A 20794-nucleotide genomic window follows, 5' to 3' on the forward strand; every position below is an offset into this window, starting at 1 on the left:
CTTTTTTTCATCAAAAAGGATGTGTATCATGGAAAGAAAATTACAATATTCGCTGGTATCGACAGTCGCGTTTAGTCTCTGGGTGATCTTGTTGAAATACAATCTGGTGGAAAAAGCAGTAGTGTAAGATTTTTCTTGCCGATCAGAGCAAGCACTCCTCCATTAATTTAGAATTATTTCAAAAATAAAATGATTTGCTAATGAAACGCCAGAGCAACCCTGCTATAATAGAAAAAATATTTACAAAAGGGAGCGAAGGAAGTGGATAAAAAGGCATTAAAGCGATTGATCGATGTAGCAGCGGGGCGTGAACCGGCTGATTTAGTTTTAAAGAATGCAAATGTGATTGATGTGTACCAAGCACAAACGATTTCTGGAGATTTGGCGATCGTTGATGGAAAAATCGCTGGAATCAGCGGCGAGTATCATGGGAAGGAAACGATCGACCTAAAAGGAAAATTTGTGGCTCCGGGATTTATTGATCCCCATATCCACGTGGAATCTTCCTATGTGACACCGGAGGAATTTGGCCGGTTGTTGGTCCCTCACGGAACGACGACCGTGCTGGCTGATCCCCATGAGATTGTCAATGTGCTAGGTTTATCAGGCTTGGATTATATGGTGGAGGCGGCGAAAGAGACCGCTCTGGATATTCGTTATATGATGCCTTCCTGTGTGCCGGCAACGAATATGGAAAATGCCGGTGCAGTGGTGGAAGCAGCAGATATGATTCCCGCTTTTGAAAAGCAGCAGGTTGATGGATTGGCGGAATTCATGAATTTTCCCGGCGTAATCAATGCTGAAGATGCGGTGTTAGATAAGTTGTTAGCGGCAAAAGCTCGGGGCTTGCGGATTGATGGTCATTCACCGATGGTCTTCAATGAGGAGCTGAATGCTTATGCGGCGGCGGGAATCGCCAATGATCATGAGTGTTCAACGGTCGAAGAGTTGAGAGAGCGGATCGCTCGCGGGATGTACGTCTTCTTACGAGAAGGCTCGGTTACTCAAAACCTGCGGACTTTGTTAAAAGGTGTCACAGATAATAATTATCAGCGCTGTGTCCTGTCTGCGGATGATTTGCAGGCAAAAACGATGCTGGAAAAGGGACATCTGGACAACAGCATTCTCATCTGTATCGAAGAAGGCGTATCACCATTTCGGGCGATTCAAATGGCGACCATTAACGCTGCGCAATGCTGCCAGCTGAACGATCGCGGTGCCATCGCACCAGGATTGAGAGCTGATTTGGTGATTTTCTCTGATTTGGCTCAACTAGAAATCGAAGCGACCTATATTGCGGGTGAGTTGATCGCTGAAAATGGCAAGTATTTGCCAGCGGTCAAACGTGTTGCCACTGAAAATGTGCAATCCAGTGTCCATATTGATAAATTCCAGCCGGAACAATTGACGCTGACTTTGACCAGTGACAAAGCCCGCGCCATAGAAGTGATTCCACAAGAGGCTTTGACCAATGAAGCGATTGTTTCTATTAAAAGAGATGCACAGGGCCAGTTCGTTTATGACCCACAGCAGGATGTGACCAAGATCGCGGTGATCGAGCGTCATCACAATACTGGCAATGCCTTTGTGGGATTATTGAAGGATTATGGCCTGAAAAAGGGTGCGATTGGCTTATCGATCGCTCATGATTCCCATAATCTGATTGTGACAGGAACGAATGATGAAGATATGGCTGCAGCTGTTCAAGCACTCAAGAAACAAGAAGGCGGCGTAGTGCTGATCGAATCGGGAAAAGTCATCGGCAGTATGGCGTTGCCGATCGCCGGATTGATGAGCGACCTGACCGGCGAAGAAGTAGCAAAACAAGAAGCCGAGATCAATCGTCTGGCACATGAAGTATTAGGTGTGTCGGAAAAAGTTGATCCGATCATGACGCTAGGCTTCATGTCCTTAGCGGTGATTCCGAATCTGAAGATCACGGATATTGGATTGGTCGATGTGACGAAGTTTGAAGTCGTGCCGGTGTCGGTGGAAGACTAATAAAAAAGTTAGGCAAAAGATCCTCAAAAGAATCTTTTGACCTAACTTATTTTTTTGCTTTAAAGAGTGCTGGTAAGAAAATAAAGAATGAAAGAATCAGTACGCTCGCCCCAATCGTTAACAGTAAATTCCCTAAGTTCATCTGGGATACGCTGGCGATGTTGCCGTAAATATTTGTCAAAATTACTGCTAGACTCACAAGTAAGGTGGCGATAATTGCTTTTCCACGTTCTCCACGTTTTTCAAAATGATTAATCACTGAATAAAGTCCCCAACCCAACAAAACAATCGTAAATGTATCCATATTTAACAACTCCCTCTCTTTGATGTATTTATCATACCAAGGAATCGAGCAAGAAAATACTTACGAAAGAGTGGGTAAACTTACGATCGTGAAAGGTTCAAATGAAGAACTGAAAATTGGTACCGATCATTTGTTGACTAGGGCGGTCTATTAAGAGAAAATGTTCACAAATAGAGTATCTTGTTTAAGAAGAGCTGTTTTGTCAGCTCCGCATAGTCTAAATTTAGAAGGAGTGGGAAGATGGTACGGATAGCGGTTGATATGGACGAAGTGATCGCGGATTTTATTGCAAAGCAATTAAGACTTTTCAATGCTGCAAATGGAACGGAATATAGTGAGCAAGATTTAGCTGGTACAAAGCTGCGGCTAATGCACCCGGACCAAGCGGAAAGTATTCAAGTGATAGTAAGCGATGAGAGCTATTTCGCAGACTTGCCCGTGATGGAAGGTGCCAAGGAAGCACTGGAAAAATTGGCAAAGAAGCACGAGATATTTATTACTACGGCGGCAATGGAGTTTCCAACCTCATTCGATGCTAAATATGCTTGGCTGAAGGAGCATTTCAGCTTTATTCCAGAAACCAATTATGTTTTCTGCGGCGACAAATCAATTATTTCCGCGGATTATTTGATCGATGATCACATGCGGCATCTTGAAAATTTCCAAGGACAAGGCATCCTCTTCGCCGCCGCCCATAACTATTATGAAACCTACGAACCCAAAATGAAAAATTGGGATGAAGTGTATCGTTATTTTGAGGAGAGGTATTAGTATAATGGGTTGAAGCAGCACTAACATTCCTATTTACTTCATAACGTTTGGTCCAGCACGAAAAAACGGGTAGCGAGATACTCGTTTTTTCGTGCTGTTTAGTTATAGTTACTCCAGAGCATTAAAATGTAAACGATCAGCCGTAAAATTCCCCATACTAAATAAACCTTGTCCTCACGGCTTTTTTGATAAGAGTGAACGTTTAGAAAAGTCGGTGAACATCAGGAAACGTCACTTCTTCTTTCTGTTTCTCCAGCCTAAGAACCGTTCGAATTTCTTCTTCCTCTTCCTTGCCTCACGCTCTTCTTTGATCTGTTCCTCTGTCTTGCCATAGCGTAGGCTAGGAGTATCTAGGGGCTCAGGATGCTTGACTACCTTTTTGGCAGGTGGTTTCTCTGTTGTGGTTGGATTTGGTGCGGCAGAGCAGCTCTTTAGCTTAGCTGGCGGAGCTTCCTCTGGCAGCGAGAGCAACTTGTTTGAATTTGTGGCGAGCGATTTTTTCGTGCTGACAGTGGCTGATCCTGAACTTGGGGCTTTTTGAGATGTATTGTTTTCTTTATTAGTAGCAGCTTGCGATTGTTTGATTGTTGTTGGCTCAGCAGAAATTTGGGCAGAAGTCGCCGCTTTTGGTTGAGCTGCGGTTACTTCATACTCGACATCGGTACGAACTCGTTGACTTTTATAGGTCATGCATTCCGTAAACCGACGAACGCCAGCAGGAGTCTCAAAAATCGTCAAGGTCGTCATTATTTTCAATAACTCAGCGACCTCAGTCTGGTCTTTTTCAGAGTCTTTCGGGATTTTTTTCGTATTAGACAGAGTCCAAGTGTGTTTTTTCCCGGAGGCGTCCATAAACACCGAGACGATTTTGAACTGTTCTTCGGATTCTTCTGCTTTTATCTGACTTCTCTTCATCAAGAGTTCATTATATAAACGAGTCTCCTTGGTAGCTTCACGAAAATGTTCCTCGTTTTGAAAAAGGCGTGAGATGACGCTCTGCCATTGTTCTTCACTAAAGAATTTCTGGAAGTAAACAGCGTGTTGACACAGGACGTCATTGGGTTCTGAGGTAAGGAAGATCTGATGGATCAGGCCTACGACCAGATCAAGAGAATAGTCTCCGACACAAAGAGCCTCGCGTAAAAGAATCGAAACAAGGCACTCTACAACTTCCGCGGCATTGCCTGTTTGTTCATATGATGTATGAATTCGTTTCATGAGATTTTCTTTCTTTGTTCCAAATAGGGTTCTCTGTCCAATTTTCACGTTAACTAAAGTCATTTAATCCAACCTCCAATTTTTCATTTTCCAGCAAGCGGTTACATTCTTATCCACAGCGATAGGATAACACGTATTTTTTGGAAATTGAATAGTAAAACGTATATACCTTTATACTTTATTTTTTATAAAACTAGTGGGTTATGACTTTTATAACAGATATAATGGAATAAATAAGTTTTGGTTTTTAAATTATAAATAACAATAATTTGAATATTTATTATAGAATAAAAAGAGGGAGAAGATTATTTGATTTTTTCAAATCTTTCTACCGATTTAGCTAGGACGATTGTTAAAATTATGACAAAAAATTATCGGCAGTATCGACAAAAAAAGTTCCATTTTTATAAGATTTCTAATTGATTTCAAGCTTGTTTTGCTAATGCTGATTGAAAAACAGCAACAATTTAAAATAAATCAAAAAAAATGTACAAATATTTGGTGGATGCAGATGAAGTGAAAAACCATTAGAAAATTTATATGTTCATAGGTCAAGCTTCTTGAGTTAGGGGCCTTATTTTTAATTAGTGTTCTTATTTAGTGAGAACTTTGGTAAACTTTTAGTAAGCGGTTACTTTTCTAGGAGGAATATTATGAATAATTATGAAAATGCTGTAAATATTGGTTTTGATATTGGGATCGCTTCGGTGGGTTGGTCTGTTTTAGACACACGCACTGGGAAAATCATCGAGACAGGGGTAAGCGTATTTCCAAGTGCTTCTGCAGCAAAAAATGTCGAACGTCGAGAGTTTCGTCAAGCAAGGCGCTTGATAAGAAGACGAAAAACACGATTAAAGGATTTAAGATCATTGCTTGAAGAAAATAATCTTACAATCAGTGAAAGATTTGTTTCAAATCCATATGAGTTACGTGTGCGTGGATTGAAAGAAAAATTATCAAAAGAAGAATTGGCAACCGCCTTATTTCATTTGGCTAAGCGCAGAGGAATTAGTTACGCTTTGGATGATGTGGAGGACGAGGACAGTACGACTGGTTATAAAGAGAGTTTGTCCAAGAACAAACTATTATTGAAGGAAAAATTTCCTGCTGAAATTCAATTAGAGCGGCTACAAAAATTCGGTAAAGTTCGCGGACAGGTTAAAAATGAAAGCTTAAATCAAGTATTACTAAATGTCTTTCCAACGACTGCGTATTTGGCTGAGACTAGAGCTTTATTGGAAAAGCAAGCAGAGTTTCACAGTGAAATTACCTCACAATTTATTGAAGAAGTGTGTACTCTTATTGAACGCAAACGAGAATATTCCAAAGGGCCTGGAAAGATCAACTCGCCGAGTGATTACGGCATCTATAAAACGAACGGTGAGGTACTAGAGAACATTTTTGAAATTCTTATTGGAAGAGATAGTATTTTTCCAGATGAATACCGAGCGGCAGGAAGCTCATATACTGCTCAATACTTTAATGTTCTAAACGATTTGAATAATTTACGGATTGATTCTACTGAAGATGGAAAATTATCAAAAGAACATAAAGAGCAAATTATTCAAGAGTTGAAAGGCGCGACTAAAAAGCCCAATATGATGAAGCTGATCTCAACTGTCACTGGAACGAAAGTAGAGAATATTAAGGGATACAGAATTGATCGAAAGGATAAGCCAGAATTTCATACGTTTGAAGTCTATCGAGCAGTAAATAAAAGATTTATGGAAGAAGATATTGACGTAACCACTTGGCCTGTCGATTTATGGGATCGCCTTGGATATATTTTGACACTCAACACAGAAAAGGGAGAGATCCGACGTTCGATAGAAGAAAGATTATGTCCAGAATATGCATTTTTATCAGGAGAAGTGGTACAACTTATTGTTGATAATAGTGGTTTGTTCAAGGTAACTAGTCAAAATAAATGGCACCGTTTTTCTTTGAAAACCATGCATATACTGATTCCAGAAATGGAGCGTACTTCAAAAGAACAGATGACTATTTTGAATGAAATGGGATTACTGAAAGAGCACAAACGGGATTACCATAGTAAACAGCGAATCAACAGTAAAGATGTCTGCGCGGATATCTATAATCCTGTGGTCAGAAAATCTGTTCGACAAACGGTCAACATCTTTAATGACTTATTTAGAAAGTATCTTAACATCTCTTATATAGTTATTGAAATGCCAAGAGAATCCAATGAAGAGGAAGAACGAAAAAATAAAAAAGACTTTCAAAAGAAAAATGAAGAAGAGAAAAATGATGCAGAAAAGGAATTTTTAAAGCTTTCAGGAGTAAGCGAATCTCAGCTAGAAGCTCAGTATAGAAAATTTAAACAGCTAAGAACAAAAATTCGGTTATGGTATCAGCAAGAAGGAAAATGCCCATATTCAGGTAAAACAATCCGAGCAGATGATCTATTCTTCAAAAGTAATTTATTTGAGATTGACCATATCATTCCGTTATCTGTTTCATTCGATGATGGGCTTAATAACAAAGTTCTATGTCTATCAAGCATGAATCAAGAAAAAGGACAACAGACACCCTATACCTTTATGATTCATGGAAAAGGTCAAGGATTTTCTACAATGACAGCAATGATTAACGCCAACAAACGAATGAGCTCTGCGAAGAAGCGCAATCTGAAGTTCTCGGATAATTTAGAGGATATCGATGTTCGTAAGAGATTTATCGCTAGAAATTTAGTAGATACACGTTATTCATCGCGAGTACTCTTAAATGAATTTCAACAATTTGTTCAAAGCAAAAAATTAGATACAAAAGTAACAGTCGTTCGTGGGAAATTCACCAGCACATTAAGAAATAAATGGCATTTAAATCTTGAGAAAACACGGGATACTCACTATCATCATGCAATTGATGCCTCAATAATTGCTGCTTCGCCAATGCTAAAACTTTGGAAACGTAGTGAAACAATTGTTCCAAAAAAAGTTGGAGAGAATTTGGTTGATACAGAGACGGGTGAGATCATTGGCAATGCCCTATATAAAGAAGAGGTTTACCAGCTACCGTATGAAAGATTTGCGGATGAGGTACGTAATCAAGAAAAAATCGTGAAATTCTCCCACCAGGTTGATAAAAAGATGAATAGGAAAGTAAGCGATGCAACGATCTATTCCACTCGATCTGCTTCTGTAGGTAAAGACAAGAAAGAGCATGATTATATTTTAGGAAAAGTAACTGACATTTATTCTGAGACTGGCTTTAAAAAGTTTAAACAAGTTTACGAAAAGAAGAGTCAAGAATTTTTAATGGAAAAAAATGATCCAAAAACCTTTGAAAAATTAGTCAATATTTTACAAACCTATCCTGAATTTGATGAAGTTATTCAGGACAATGGTACTGTAAAACAGGTTGCAATCAGTCCGTTTGAATTGTATCGAAGAAAAAATGGTCCTATTACTAAATACGCAAAGAAAAATAATGGGCCTGCAATTAAACAGGTTAAATATTATGACAGTAAATTAGGATCGCATATTGATATCACACCAGAAGAAACTAAGAATAGAAAAGTAGTTTTACAATCTCTGAAACCTTGGAGGACAGATTTTTATTATAATCATGAGACCGAAACCTATGAGATTATGGGGATTAAATATTCTGATTTGAAGTATGGTAGAAAACAACAATATGGAATCTATTTTGAGGATTATAAACGTATTATGAAAGATGAAAAAATCTCTTCAAAATCAGAATTTGTTTTTTCTTTGTACCGAAATGATCGTATTAAGGTTATTGATACGATCAACAATGAGGAAATCGAATTACTTTTCGGGTCGAGAACAAAACCAGCAAATCTCGGTTATGTTGAGCTAAAACCAATTGATAGAGCGAAATTTGGTTCAAATGAAGTGTTAAATGTTTTTGGGAAAGTACCATCTAGTGGGCAACTACAAAAAAATATTAGTAAAAAAGGCTTCAAAATTTTAAAGGTAAATACGGATTCTTTGGGAAATCCGTTTTACATCAGTAAGGAACGTGAGTCGCCCAGAGATATTCTTGACAACGCTTTCTAGCGTTGGTATGATTATCTTGTGAGCGACGGCTCACCCGTTACTGAATCTTTAAGAATCTACAAAAATAAGGCTTTATGCCGAACTTCCCATTTCTGAAAAGAAATGGGTTTTTTGTTTTTTTAGGAGGGATAAATATGACTTGGCGAATTGTCCATGTAAAAGAAAGTGAATTCATGAAGTTGAAGCTGGATAATTTAGAAATTTCTAAACGGGGTCAAAAATACTATGTTCCATTATCAGATATCAGCATTCTGATTATAGAGGGAAACACTTCCGTAACAACTAATTTATTATCCGCATTTACCAAAAATAATATTGCTGTTGTGATATGTGATGAAAAATATTTACCAACAGGATTGCTGCTTAATTATGGGAATTATCATCGTGCCTCGAAGCGAGCATTGCAGCAAACATTGTGGGATCAGCAATGTAAAAAAGAAATTTGGCAAAGGATTGTTGGTCAAAAGATCGTGAACCAAATTGAGTTTTCAAGAGTTAAACAGGTTTCGGATGATCGTTTAGAAATTATGGTTGATCTATACAACCAGTTAACTCCTGGGGATGAAACAAATCGTGAAGGACACGTCGCAAAAGTCTATTTCAATTCACTTTATGGTATGGACTTTACGCGAGATGATTATTGTTTACAAAATATTGCGATGAATTACGGTTATGCAATCGTTCGTGCGGCAATAGCTAGACTGACAGTTGGGCAAGGACTTATGACTATGTTAGGGGTTTTTCATTGCAATGAATACAATAGCTTCAATCTAGTAGATGACCTGATGGAACCCTTTCGACCGATTATGGATTACTGGCTAGATAAAGAAATTTATTCAAATCATGAGTATCTAAGTTATGAATCCCGTTTAAGGATTATTGATTTTTTAAATCAACCTATGCGCTATAAATCAACCAAAAGTACTGTAGATCAGGTGATGAACAAGTACGTGAATAGTTTTACAAAAGCGATGATGAATAATACCCCGCAAGAAATATACGAGGTTTCTTTGCAAGATTTTATGGAGGTAGAAAGATGAGGTATCAACAAATGCGTGTTTTATGTATGTTTGATTTGCCAACTGAAACCAAAAAGGATCAGCGGAATTATAGAAAATTTCGCAAAGAGCTACTAGCAAATGGGTTTGTGATGCTCCAGTATTCTGTTTATTATCGAATAGTTCAAAATCGTTCGGCAGGAAAGAAATTTGAAGGAATTTTGAAACGTATGACACCACCATCTGGAGAAGTTCGACTGCTATATGTCAGTGAAAAACAATTTGAGGAAATGCAACTTTTAGTGGGCAATCGGAGTCATCAAGAAGAAACAGTCGGGAACAATCGATTGGTGGTGATCTAATGCAAATTTCTTTAGAATATGAACACGGGAAATTTATCGATCTAGAATTGCGTGATGTAAACTATTTCTTAGGACCAAATCATATGCTAAAATGGAAGCTTTATCGTGGTATTAAACGATTTAGTACAGGTAAAAATCTTTCAGATTTAGAGGAACATGTATATGGAGATGATGGCATCGTCATATACTGTGATGAAAAGAAGATGAAGTCAAAAGATTTGCCGATTTATTATCTAGATTGCAGAGAAAGCTTTTTAAAACAGTACCAACAAGGCAAAGGAAATTTAATGGATAATGAAATTCAGTCGATGGAAAATCTTTTCGAAGTGAATCGTGGATTAGAGACAATAAACAACGAGTTGTTGAAATTTGAGATGCAGTTCACTGATCTGTTTAGGGAGAAATTTGCTTACGTTCAGCCGAATCTGAGAGAAATGAATTTTACTGATGTCACTAAATACTTTCTTATGCTTAGTTTTTATGAAAACGAAGAAACCTATCCAGTTGAAATGATGGATATAGAAAAATTAATCGATGATTACTGTCAATTATTGACCGGTGAGTTAAGAAGAACTCAAAAGATGACTTGGTTATGGATAAGCAATCCCAATGCGTTTATGTCTAAAAAGGTCTTTAGAGTATTTCTACAAAAATTAGGAAAAATAGCTAATGATAGTGGGTTATTAAAGATTTTTATACTCAGTGAAGATTATTTAGAGCTGAATTATCAAGAAAATGACATTGAGGCTACTGTTCTATTGTATGACGAGTATCAACAGTTGCCGGATTTTTCGATATTTAGAGAAACAATCGAGCGTCATTATCCTGATGAGATTAGTCAAACAGATGAAATCATGATTTCTCAGCTTTTTCGAGTTTTTCCATATGTTGGACAATCAAGGAGTGAGGAAGAAACTATTTATCTGAGGGATAAAGATGTAGTATTATTAAGAGTAGTTGATGAGTTACTAGGGTATGATCATTTTCCTGAATTTCAAGCCGGGTATCAACCAATGACGGCGTTAGAAGAAAAATTTCTCATTGACAAAAAATAGTAAACCAAAAGTGGAGACGTCCATTTGAGGTTTTTGTACTCTTAAAGATTCAGTAACGGTAAAACATAATATTAAGAAGTGATTTATAATGATTGGTTTTTGTACTCTTAAAGATTCAGTAACGGTAAAACCTCTTGGGGAGAACATAATTTATTAGGTGGGTTTTTGTACTCTTAAAGATTCAGTAACGGTAAAACTATTGCCGATTACACGGCACACCTAGCAAAGTTTTTGTACTCTTAAAGATTCAGTAACGGTAAAACAATGGATACTTGTATTCTTCGGAAATTCCGGTTTTTGTACTCTTAAAGATTCAGTAACGGTAAAACATACCTAAGCGCCGCCACTCTTCACCATTTGTTTTTGTACTCTTAAAGATTCAGTAACGGTAAAACGATGGGTTCGACTATGTATATGGTAAGCCGGTTTTTGTACTCTTAAAGATTCAGTAACGGTAAAACAAGCGTAGCGGATGAAACCGAAAAAAGAGCGTTTTTGTACTCTTAAAGATTCAGTAACGGTAAAACTTTCAATTCCCTATGAGAATTTGAATGTCGGTTTTTGTACTCTTAAAGATTCAGTAACGGTAAAACTGTGATCGATCGATTCAAGAATGGCCAGATGTTTTTGTACTCTTAAAGATTCAGTAACGGTAAAACAGGTACAAATAATAAGTGACTACGGAGGTTGTTTTTGTACTCTTAAAGATTCAGTAACGGTAAAACTTTGCTAAGTGAATTAAATGAAGGCGCGCTGTTTTTGTACTCTTAAAGATTCAGTAACGGTAAAACAAAGTGGAATTAAGGAGGGAATCAATTGAGGTTTTTGTACTCTTAAAGATTCAGTAACGGTAAAACTGTACCTATCAACATGAATCTAACAAAAAGGTTTTTGTACTCTTAAAGATTCAGTAACGGTAAAACAGGCTGGTATCCGCCTGTGGCATCTACATAGTTTTTGTACTCTTAAAGATTCAGTAACGGTAAAACTTTACGGACAAATCGGGTTACATCAAATCGGTTTTTGTACTCTTAAAGATTCAGTAACGGTAAAACTGATCTACTGTTTGAATGTTTCTTGGGCTAGTTTTTGTACTCTTAAAGATTCAGTAACGGTAAAACGTTCTTCTCGCTGCTTGGTTTCTTCCTCTTGTTTTTGTACTCTTAAAGATTCAGTAACGGTAAAACCATCTGTCGTTTCTTCCGTTGGCTGTATGAGTTTTTGTACTCTTAAAGATTCAGTAACGGTAAAACATATCAACGGCTAAGCTAAGCAACTTTTCTGTTTTTGTACTCTTAAAGATTCAGTAACGGTAAAACTTTACAGCATTTCGATTTTCGTCACCTTCAGTTTTTGTACGCTTAAAGATTCAGTAACGGTAAAACTAAATTCTTGAATCAAATAGATCCAAATCTGTTTTTGTACTCTTAAAGATTCAGTAACGGTAAAACAGTATTTGAGACCTTCAACTTTGTTTTCCGGTTTTTGTACTCTTAAAGATTCAGTAACGGTAAAACTGCAGTTACAAATTATTGGTTCTGGCACATGTTTTTGTACTCTTAAAGATTCAGTAACGGTAAAACAGAAGACGAAACCTTTCGTGACCTTGTAGAGTTTTTGTACTCTTAAAGATTCAGTAACGGTAAAACCAGAAAAGATGGTTGATCTCAGCCTATCAAGTTTTTGTACTCTTAAAGATTCAGTAACGGTAAAACCCAGATGCGTTCAGAAAACGTCGCAGAATGGTTTTTGTACTCTTAAAGATTCAGTAACGGTAAAACATGTAACTAATCCGGAGTTACAGGAATCAGGTTTTTGTACTCTTAAAGATTCAGTAACGGTAAAACAATATCTAGTAAATAGAGTTAAGCTCTTTGGTTTTTGTACTCTTAAAGTTTCAGTTATATAATTGCACACCAAAAAACGCAACCTCCTTCTCTTTCAAGAAAAGCAGGTTGCGTTTTTTTCATCTAATCTAATACTTCACCATTACCGGTGATAGAATCATCAGAGGCTTCTTCCTCTGGTTCTTCGTAGTGGAAGTTGGAGGTATCGTATTTGAAGTTGTATTTGTTCCCTAAGAAATACTTGGCGATATGAAGGGTGCGGTCGCTGGAACGTTCAAGGTTGGAGCTGATATCGATCAGCAATACACCGTCCGCGGCACGTCCTTCACCGTTCGTCATTAGCTTGATATATTTCTTCCGCAGCAATTCAACCAGCTGATTGATTTCTTCTTCACGATAAAGCATTTTTTGTGCTAGTTCGATATCGTCGTTTTCCAAGACCTGCAGCGCATCGCGAATATTTTTCAGCACTTTATCAAAAAGGAGCTCTAGATGTTCATCATGTAGTAAGAAGGTTTGACGGTTGTTATTAGATTTGGTTTTATTGCGTTTATCTTTGGCCCGTTGTTTTTCTTCAAGGGCAATCGATTCTTCAACGTAGCGAATGATGTTCATGGAATGATCACCGATCCGCTCAAAGTCTTTAGTAAATTCTAAGAGCATCGCCTGTTCCTGACTTTGTAAAGGAGTCAGATAGGTTGCCGAGATCTTTACTAGATATTCGGTTAATTCGATATCGCATTGATTGATGGCATCTTCATATTGCAGAACATCGTCACGCCATTCTTCTTTGGTATCGTTGTAGTATTTACGTGCCGATTTGACGGAAGAAAGTACGTAATTTCCCATTTGAATGACTTCGCCTTTCGCTTGTTCGATCGCCATCACTGAAGAGGTATGGATGATCGGTTCACTTAATGTGACTGGGCGAATGTTCAGATTCTTCTCGCTGCCAGGTACGATCTTCTTCACTATCATCTCGATCTGCGGAATGAACCAGAATTGGATCGCCAGATTTGAAAGGTTGAAGAGACCGTGAGCAAAGGCGAGCTGCATGGCGGGATTCAAGCCTAATGAGTCCGCGAAAAATACGACGACCGAAGTGAAGGGCGTCAATAAAATCGTAAATATCAGTGCTCCAACAAGGTTGAAGATTACGTGAGAGGCTGCGGTACGTTTAGCCGCGACACTAGCACCGAGACATGCGATGATCGCTGTGATTGTTGTTCCGATGTTATCACCAAAAAGAATCGGCAGGGCGGCACCTAAGGTAACACTGCCTTGCATGTATAACTGCTGCAGGATTCCGATCGTCGCACTAGAGCTTTGCAGAACCATTGTTAATAACGTTCCGATACCAACACCAAGTACAGGGTGATGGGAGACGTTAATCATCAATTGATTAAATTGCGGCAGCTCTTTCAAAGGATCCATGGCTTGTCCCATTAATTTCAAACCAAAGAACAGAGCGCCAAAACCAAAGAGAATCTGACCGATGGATTGCAGTGAATTACGTTTTGCAAAAAAGAGTAAAATCGCTCCGACACCGATGATCGGCAGCGCGTATTCGCTTAAATTAAACCCGATAATGAAAGCGGTAACGGTTGTTCCCACGTTCGCCCCCATGATGACACCAATCGCTTGTCTGAGGGTCATAAAACCGGCACTAACCAGTCCGACAGCTAAAACGGTTGTACCAGAGCTACTTTGAATCAATCCGGTTACAATGATCCCAGCTAAAACGGCACGAAAAGGCGTTGAGGTGAATCGATTTAGGATTTCTCTCAATCGGTTTCCGGCAGCTTTTTGTAAGCCGTCTCCTAAATACTTGATCCCGAAAAGGAAAATTCCCAGTCCACCTAAGAAGGTGAAAAGCATTTCTTGATAAGACATAATGCGTCCTCCGCTAAATTTTTTTGCATGCTACTACCAAAATAATAGATTCACAAGTAAAAAGAAAGTCTTTTATTTAAAAAAGCGCTAATTTTTTTGAAATAGTCCATTTATTCTGCCTTGAATCGAATTAAATCTAAGAGCAATCGGATAAAAGGAAGGAATTCTTTTGAATTTTTTAGCGCTTTCAGCTACTCTTAAAGTAGAAGGAAATTTTGTAGGATCGGATAAACGGGGCAATTTTAACAGAGGACGTGATCGGATGCTTTATGGAAAAAAAGATCGGCGGGAAGCAAGCTATTTGGAACCGATTTTTGGTTCAGCCAATGAAGATGAGGTGTTGCCATCGTATCATTTAGGGGAGAAATCGATCGAACCGCGGATCGCCTATCAAATGATCAAGGACGGTTTGTTAGATGAAGGGAACTCACGACAAAATCTTGCGACCTTTTGTCAAACGTTTATGGAGCCGGAAGCGGTCAAGCTGATGAGTGAGACCCTCGATAAGAATATGATCGACAAGTCGGAGTATCCACGGACAGCGGAAATGGAGAATCGCTGCGTGAACATCATCGCCGATCTGTGGCATGCGCGAGGACCGGAGAAATATATCGGAACCTCAACAATCGGTTCATCCGAAGCCTGTATGCTGGGCGGGATGGCGATGAAATTTGCTTGGCGCAAACGAGCGGAGAAGCTGGGTGTAAATATCCATGCGAAGAAGCCGAATTTGATCATTTCTTCAGGTTATCAGGTTTGCTGGGAAAAATTCTGTGTCTATTGGGATATCGAGCTGCGGGAGATTCCTATGTCAGAGAGTCAGCTATCATTAGATGTTGAAAAAGCATTGGAAGCAGTCGATGAGTACACGATCGGGATCGTTGGAATTTTAGGGATTACTTATACAGGTCAGTATGATGACATCAAGAAGCTGGATCAATCAGTCGGAGAGTACAATCAGCAGACGGAGCATAAGGTCTACATCCATGTAGATGCGGCATCAGGCGGATTGTATGCGCCGTTTGTCGAACCGGAGCTGGAGTGGGATTTCCAATTAAAAAATGTCATTTCTATCAATACTTCGGGTCACAAATATGGATTGGTCTATCCCGGTGTTGGTTGGGTCATCTGGCGGGATGAACAATATTTACCAGAGGAATTAGTCTTCAAGGTCAGCTATCTAGGTGGAGAAATGCCGACGATGGCGATCAATTTCTCACATAGTGCTTCGCAAATGATTGGTCAGTATTACAATTTTGTCCGTTTTGGCTTTGACGGCTATCAAAGCATCCATCAACGAACCCACGATGTAGCCGTTTATTTAGCAAAGGAGATCCAAAGATCCCGTCATTTCGAGATAATTAATGATGGCAGTCAATTGCCATTAGTCTGCTATAAACTGGCACAGGATGAGGATCGCAGATGGACGCTTTATGATCTGTCAGATCGGTTATTGATGAAGGGCTGGCAGGTGCCTTCTTATCCGTTGCCTAAAAATTTAGACAACCAAGTGATTCAGCGTGTCGTGGTGCGTAGTGATTTTGGCATGAACATGGCTCATGATTTTATTGAGGACTTAAAAGAAGCAATTAAAGAATTGGAACATAGTCACTTAGTTTTTCACGAGGAGATCGAAATAAAAAATTATGGCTTTACCCATTAGGAAAATCAAAGGAGGAGTTACAGATGAAAGTAGTTTTTCATGTTGATGAGTTAGGAATGATCAGAGAGGCGCGCCATGATATCGAGCACATCCTATTATCGGAACCCAATGCGGACATCGTGCTATTAATGAATGGCGAAGCGATCCAGGGATACTTGCTGCCGCGAGTGATCAAGTTTATGAAGGAGTATCCAAACATCACTTACCAAGCCTGCCATCATTCGATGCGAACCTTCCATGTCCGTTCTAAACAAATGCATGAGCAAGTCGAGATCATCGAGTCTGGTGTGATTGGTCTAGTTGAGCTGCAGGAAAAGGGATATTCTTATATTAAGTGTTAATTTCTACGCTACTAAATAGGAAAAGATTAAACTATAGACGACATTCGTTTTATCAATGTTGTCTATTTTTTTGCAATTGTTTTAAACGGAAGGATAATAAAGGGAATTACAGTATTGCTGTAAGGTAATGAGTCAGGTAATATGTGAACTTGCACACGAATTTTTCAAATCAGTTTATTTTTGCATTTTTAATTTGAAAAAGTTGCCATTTTAAGTAAAGGGCTTACATTGTATAGTTTTATTTGTAAGCGGGAGGTAGTTATGAGACAAGAAAAAATTGTTGAATACTTATATGCGAAGAAGCAAGCGATTGCTCCCAAGGCATTGGCCGCTGCATTTCAAATATCGGAGCGAACCCTCGCGAATGATATCAAATGGTTGAAGGAGATCGGTTCAACAGAAGGGTTTACCATCGAGCGGGTTCGTTCGGCAGGTTATCAGTTGAAAATTCTCGATAAGACCAAGTTCCGAATCTACTTGTCGCAATCAAAGCAGCAGGAGCAGGTGGACAACTCAAGTCCGCAGGAGCGAATCAAAAACATTGAGCTGCTGCTGTTGTTTCATGAGGAGTACATCACGATGCAGCAGATCGCGGAGTGGCTGGATGTCAGCCTGTCAACAGTCAAGGCGGATATCAAACAGGTCGAGCAGTTTTGTGAAGACTACGAGCTGTCACTTTTCAGCAAGGCCCATTACGGCTTGAAGATTCTGGGGACGGAAAGCAAAAAGCGGCGGGCGATTTTATATTTAATCCGTAACACTATCCATACACCGGTGCTGACGGAAAAATATAAAGAATTCAATTTCGTTTTTGACGAAGCTGATCTGCGGTGTTTTTTACAGGAGCAGCTCCAGAAGAATCAACTGAAGATCAGTGACATCGTATACGAGAACATCGTTCAGCATATTCGCTTACTGAGTTTTCGAATCATGCAGGATAATACGTTGAGTAATGATGAGGCTGAAGACACGACGATCATCGACAGCTACGATCGTTTGACGGAAGAGTTGGTGGCGTACTTAGAAGCAACCTATGAGCTGGCCTTTTCAAATGCCGAAAAGAATTATTTGGAAGAGCAGCTGCGGGGAAAATTCAATGTTCTTGAGGCGGCCGATGGGAATCAGCAGCTGAAACAGGCGATCGAAAAAGCCTTGGAGCATGTGGATCGTCATTACCATACAGCATTTCGCGAGGATCAGGATTTGGCGAATGCACTACTGATGCATGTGGCTCCGTTGCTGCAACGGTTGTATACCGGACACCAGCTGGAAAATCCGATCATTGAAGACATTTACACCCAGTATGCCAATGTATTCAATGTGGCGCTGGTCTTCATTAATGAGTTGAACAAAGACTTAGATGCAGATATCAGTAAAGATGAGATCGGTTATGTCGCCATTTATTTTGCGGCAAGCTTGGAAAAGCAATCCAACCAAGTGATTGATGATTATCAGAAAATCGCGGTGATCTGTTCGACCGGCGGCGGGGCGGCCTACTTATTGAAAGTCAATTTGGAACGGCTGTTCAGCAACGCCGAGGTTGAAACCTTTGCCTTAAATGAAATCGAAAAGATTGATACAAGCTTTGATCTATTGATTTCGACGGTACCACTTGAACAAAAGGATTTTGCGATCCCGATTATTTACACAAAAACGATTTTGAGCCAAGCGGAAATTACGAAGATCGAGAAGGATCTGAATCTGCTGCGAGAATCACAAAATAGAGTCTTCGATGTACATCAATTTATTCTCAGCTTATTCGATCCCAAGTGGTTCGAGATCAAAGAGCAGGCGAATGACTACCTGCATGTTTTGAAAAATGAAGGCGCTCGCTTGGAGGAACAGGGCTGGGTCGAAGAAGGGTTTAAACAAAGTGTTTTAAATAGAGAGAAAATGATCGATACGATTTATCAGCAAGGGATCGCCGGGCCCCATCCGATGGAGCAGATGGCAGTCAAAGAGGTCATCGATGTGATCCTGTTGAAAAAACCGCTGACGTATCGCGAAAAACAAGTAAGAGTCATTTTTCTGATCAACATCAAAAAGGATCACCTGAATCTGCATAAAGAAATCAGCCGTTTGATGATCAAGATGATGGATGATCCGCTGCTAGATACACAGTTAACGAAAATTGCGAGTTTTCAAGACTTTAAGTCTTATATGAAAAGCTTAATGAAAGAAGGATAACGAAATGAACGAGCAAGAAATGGATATTTTTAAAATTATTTCCGCGGCAGGTGATTCACGAGGATCCGCGTTTGAAGCGCTGCGCTTGGCCCGCAAAGGAAAATTCGATGAGGCAGAAGCAAAGATGCAGGAAGCCAAAGAAAAAAGCATCGACGCCCATGATGTGCAGACCAAATTGATCACAGGTGAGATCAACGGCGATAAGACGGAGACGAGCTTATTGATGGTGCACGCACAGGATCACCTGATGACCAGCATCTTGGCTCGTGATCTGATTGAAGAAATGATCGGTATGTTAAAGGAACAAAGCGAAGCAAAGGCTTTGCATTAAGATAAAAATTTAGTAGGAGGATTTTGAACATGAAAACATTACTAGTTTGTGCAGGCGGCTTCTCAACCACCATGATGATGGAGTCAATGAAGAAGGTGGTCAAAGAATCAAAAAGCTTGGACGAAAAGGACTATCCAATGGAAGCCATCGGAGTCGACAAGTTGGAGCGCTACATCAATGATTACGATGTGATCTTGGTTGGTCCGCAATTAAGCCACAAATATGATTTTATCAAAGGCGAAGCAGAGAAGGTTGATAAACCAACTGTTCTATTAACATCAGATATCTATGGTTCAATGGACGGTGCTACGGTAATGAAGCAAGCGTTAGTTGCTTATCGAAAAAATCAAGCGTTAAAAACAAAATAGTTAGGAGTGTAAAAAATGGAAAATCCTAAGAAACAGGGTGCTTTTGAAAAAGTAGAAGCATTTATCCGTAAAACATTGGTTCCAATTGCTAACAAGGTTGACAGCAATCCTTACTTAACGGCTATTAAAAAAGGAATGGTCGTGATGACTCCGGTACTGCTGTTGGGTTCGATTGCGGCAATCTTTCCATCGATTCCAGAGTTTATCAAAACGCAAGGGGTTGCGAATTGGTTTGAGAATTATGGCTATGTCTTTAGCATTATTTCTAAAGTTTCATTAGGTCTTGTTGGGTTATACGCAGTGTTGGCGATCTCTTATTTCTTAAGTGAACACTACAAATTGTATACCGTTGGCTCCATGATGCTCTCAGCGATTGCCTTTCTCATCGTGGCGATGGATGTTGATGAGAATGGGAACATCATTGCCGGCTATCTGGATTCAAAAGGACTATTTACGGCAATATTCGTAGCAATTATTTCTGTTAAGCTGTATCAGTTCTTTACGAAGCATAAACTGGTGATCAAGATGCCTGAAGGGGTACCGGATTTTGTTTCCAGTTCTTTCGAATTGATCACACCAACGGCAGCGATTGGGGTCTTGTTCATCGCTATACGTGCGATTACTGACAGCTTGTCTGGCGGTATCTTGCTGCCGCAGGTGATTATGAACGTATTGGCACCGGCGATCGGCAGCCTTGATTCATTAGGCATTATTTACTTGGTCTTAGTATTGCGTTTGGTTTTCTGGTTCTTCGGGATTCACTCAGCTGTATTGTCTCCGATCCTTTCACCGATCGCTGTCCAATACTTGTCAGAAAATATTGCTGCGCATGAAGCTGGAAAGTCATTGACACATGTAATCACAGGTGGAACATTATCTACCTATGCGAACTTTACTGGCTCAGGGGTGACGATCGGTTTAGTGATGGCGATGCTGATCAGCAAATCCATGCGCTACCGCAAAGTTGGAGCAGTAGCCTTACTGCCATCACTATTCGGGATCAACGAACCAGTGCTTTTCGGGGTTCCAATCATTTTGAATCCGGTCTTGATGATTCCGTTCATTTTTGGCGGTGCGTTAGTGGGAATGTTCCCAATGATCTGCATGAAGCTCGGCTTGCTGAACTTCCCAATCTTTGATCCGCCATATGTTCCGGTATTTATGGAAGGATTCCTGACCGGCTTTGACTGGCGCTCCATTATTATTCAAGTGATTCAAGTTGCGATGTCCTTTGGTTTGTATCTGCCGTTCTTCAAAGTCTTGGAAAAGCAAGAATTAGAACGCGAAGCATTATTAGAAGCTGAAAAAGCCAACTCTGTCATTTCAGATGACGATGAACAATATTTAACAGATATTGATTTCTAGCCAAAAGGGACAGTAATCACTGTCCCTTTTGCCATTTTGAGGGGTAC

Annotated in this window: 15 protein-coding genes and 1 CRISPR repeat array; of the genes, 12 read left to right on the forward strand and 3 right to left on the reverse strand. The window is 39.5% G+C overall.

Features of this window, described 5'->3' with window-relative positions; translation table 11 throughout:
• The first annotated feature begins 261 nt into the window (after positions 1 to 261).
• Positions 262 to 2001: an adenine deaminase gene (gene ade, locus AC4J95_RS06755; protein ID WP_494549185.1), complete on the forward strand. Its 1740-nt coding sequence runs from the start codon at positions 262 to 264 to the stop codon at positions 1999 to 2001.
• Between the two features lie 46 nt (positions 2002 to 2047).
• Here the strand turns inward: ade and AC4J95_RS06760 are convergent, their stop codons facing one another.
• Positions 2048 to 2305: a hypothetical protein gene (locus AC4J95_RS06760; RefSeq protein ID WP_494549186.1), complete on the reverse strand. Its 258-nt coding sequence runs from the start codon at positions 2303 to 2305 to the stop codon at positions 2048 to 2050.
• Between the two features lie 240 nt (positions 2306 to 2545).
• Here AC4J95_RS06760 and AC4J95_RS06765 point away from each other — a divergent pair, with 240 nt between their 5' ends.
• The gene (locus AC4J95_RS06765; protein WP_494549187.1) at positions 2546 to 3076 is read left to right on the forward strand and encodes a 5' nucleotidase, NT5C type; all 531 of its coding nucleotides are present in this window, start codon (positions 2546 to 2548) and stop codon (positions 3074 to 3076) included.
• A 231-nt stretch (positions 3077 to 3307) separates the two neighbouring features.
• Here the strand turns inward: AC4J95_RS06765 and AC4J95_RS06770 are convergent, their stop codons facing one another.
• Complete coding sequence (locus AC4J95_RS06770; RefSeq protein WP_494549188.1) at positions 3308 to 4357, reverse strand: hypothetical protein; 1050 nt, start codon at positions 4355 to 4357, stop codon at positions 3308 to 3310.
• A gap of 590 nt (positions 4358 to 4947) precedes the next feature.
• Between AC4J95_RS06770 and cas9 the strand changes: the two genes are divergently transcribed.
• From cas9 to AC4J95_RS06790, 4 genes are all read left to right on the forward strand, one after another.
• Complete coding sequence (gene cas9, locus AC4J95_RS06775) at positions 4948 to 8337, forward strand: type II CRISPR RNA-guided endonuclease Cas9 (protein ID WP_494549189.1); 3390 nt, start codon at positions 4948 to 4950, stop codon at positions 8335 to 8337.
• A 134-nt stretch (positions 8338 to 8471) separates the two neighbouring features.
• Entirely contained in the window at positions 8472 to 9377 is a 906-nt protein-coding gene (gene cas1 / locus AC4J95_RS06780) for a type II CRISPR-associated endonuclease Cas1 (RefSeq protein ID WP_494549190.1), read from the forward strand.
• Positions 9374 to 9697 (forward strand): CRISPR-associated endonuclease Cas2, encoded by a 324-nt coding sequence (cas2, locus tag AC4J95_RS06785; protein WP_494549191.1) that lies wholly within the window; start codon positions 9374 to 9376, stop codon positions 9695 to 9697. Before cas1 ends, cas2 begins: the two co-directional genes overlap by 4 nt.
• Positions 9697 to 10752: a P-loop NTPase family protein gene (locus tag AC4J95_RS06790; RefSeq protein WP_494549192.1), complete on the forward strand. Its 1056-nt coding sequence runs from the start codon at positions 9697 to 9699 to the stop codon at positions 10750 to 10752. The genes cas2 and AC4J95_RS06790 overlap by 1 nt, the downstream gene beginning before the upstream one ends.
• 29 nt (positions 10753 to 10781) lie before the next feature.
• Positions 10782 to 12599: direct repeats of the CRISPR family, unit length 36 nt; unit sequence GTTTTTGTACTCTTAAAGATTCAGTAACGGTAAAAC.
• A 123-nt stretch (positions 12600 to 12722) separates the two neighbouring features.
• On the opposite strand, the gene AC4J95_RS06795 is transcribed toward AC4J95_RS06790, so the two are convergent.
• Positions 12723 to 14492: a Na/Pi cotransporter family protein gene (locus AC4J95_RS06795; protein WP_494549193.1), complete on the reverse strand. Its 1770-nt coding sequence runs from the start codon at positions 14490 to 14492 to the stop codon at positions 12723 to 12725.
• 262 nt (positions 14493 to 14754) lie between these two features.
• Between AC4J95_RS06795 and gad the strand changes: the two genes are divergently transcribed.
• The 6 genes from gad (at position 14755) to AC4J95_RS06825 (ending at position 20747) form a co-directional block, all read left to right on the forward strand.
• The gene (gene gad / locus AC4J95_RS06800; protein WP_494549194.1) at positions 14755 to 16155 is read left to right on the forward strand and encodes a glutamate decarboxylase; all 1401 of its coding nucleotides are present in this window, start codon (positions 14755 to 14757) and stop codon (positions 16153 to 16155) included.
• 23 nt (positions 16156 to 16178) lie between these two features.
• The gene (locus AC4J95_RS06805; protein ID WP_494549195.1) at positions 16179 to 16496 is read left to right on the forward strand and encodes a DsrE family protein; all 318 of its coding nucleotides are present in this window, start codon (positions 16179 to 16181) and stop codon (positions 16494 to 16496) included.
• A 261-nt stretch (positions 16497 to 16757) separates the two neighbouring features.
• Positions 16758 to 18683 (forward strand): BglG family transcription antiterminator, encoded by a 1926-nt coding sequence (locus AC4J95_RS06810; protein WP_494549196.1) that lies wholly within the window; start codon positions 16758 to 16760, stop codon positions 18681 to 18683.
• Positions 18684 to 18687: 4 nt separating this feature from the next.
• Positions 18688 to 19014: a PTS lactose/cellobiose transporter subunit IIA gene (locus AC4J95_RS06815; RefSeq protein WP_494549197.1), complete on the forward strand. Its 327-nt coding sequence runs from the start codon at positions 18688 to 18690 to the stop codon at positions 19012 to 19014.
• A 29-nt stretch (positions 19015 to 19043) separates the two neighbouring features.
• Entirely contained in the window at positions 19044 to 19382 is a 339-nt protein-coding gene (locus tag AC4J95_RS06820; RefSeq protein WP_316404416.1) for a PTS sugar transporter subunit IIB, read from the forward strand.
• A 15-nt stretch (positions 19383 to 19397) separates the two neighbouring features.
• On the forward strand, positions 19398 to 20747 hold the full coding sequence (locus AC4J95_RS06825; RefSeq protein ID WP_494549198.1) for a PTS sugar transporter subunit IIC: 1350 nt from the start codon (positions 19398 to 19400) through the stop codon (positions 20745 to 20747).
• The last annotated feature ends 47 nt before the right edge of the window (positions 20748 to 20794 follow it).

This window comes from Enterococcus sp. GPZ-007 (assembly GCF_059374735.1).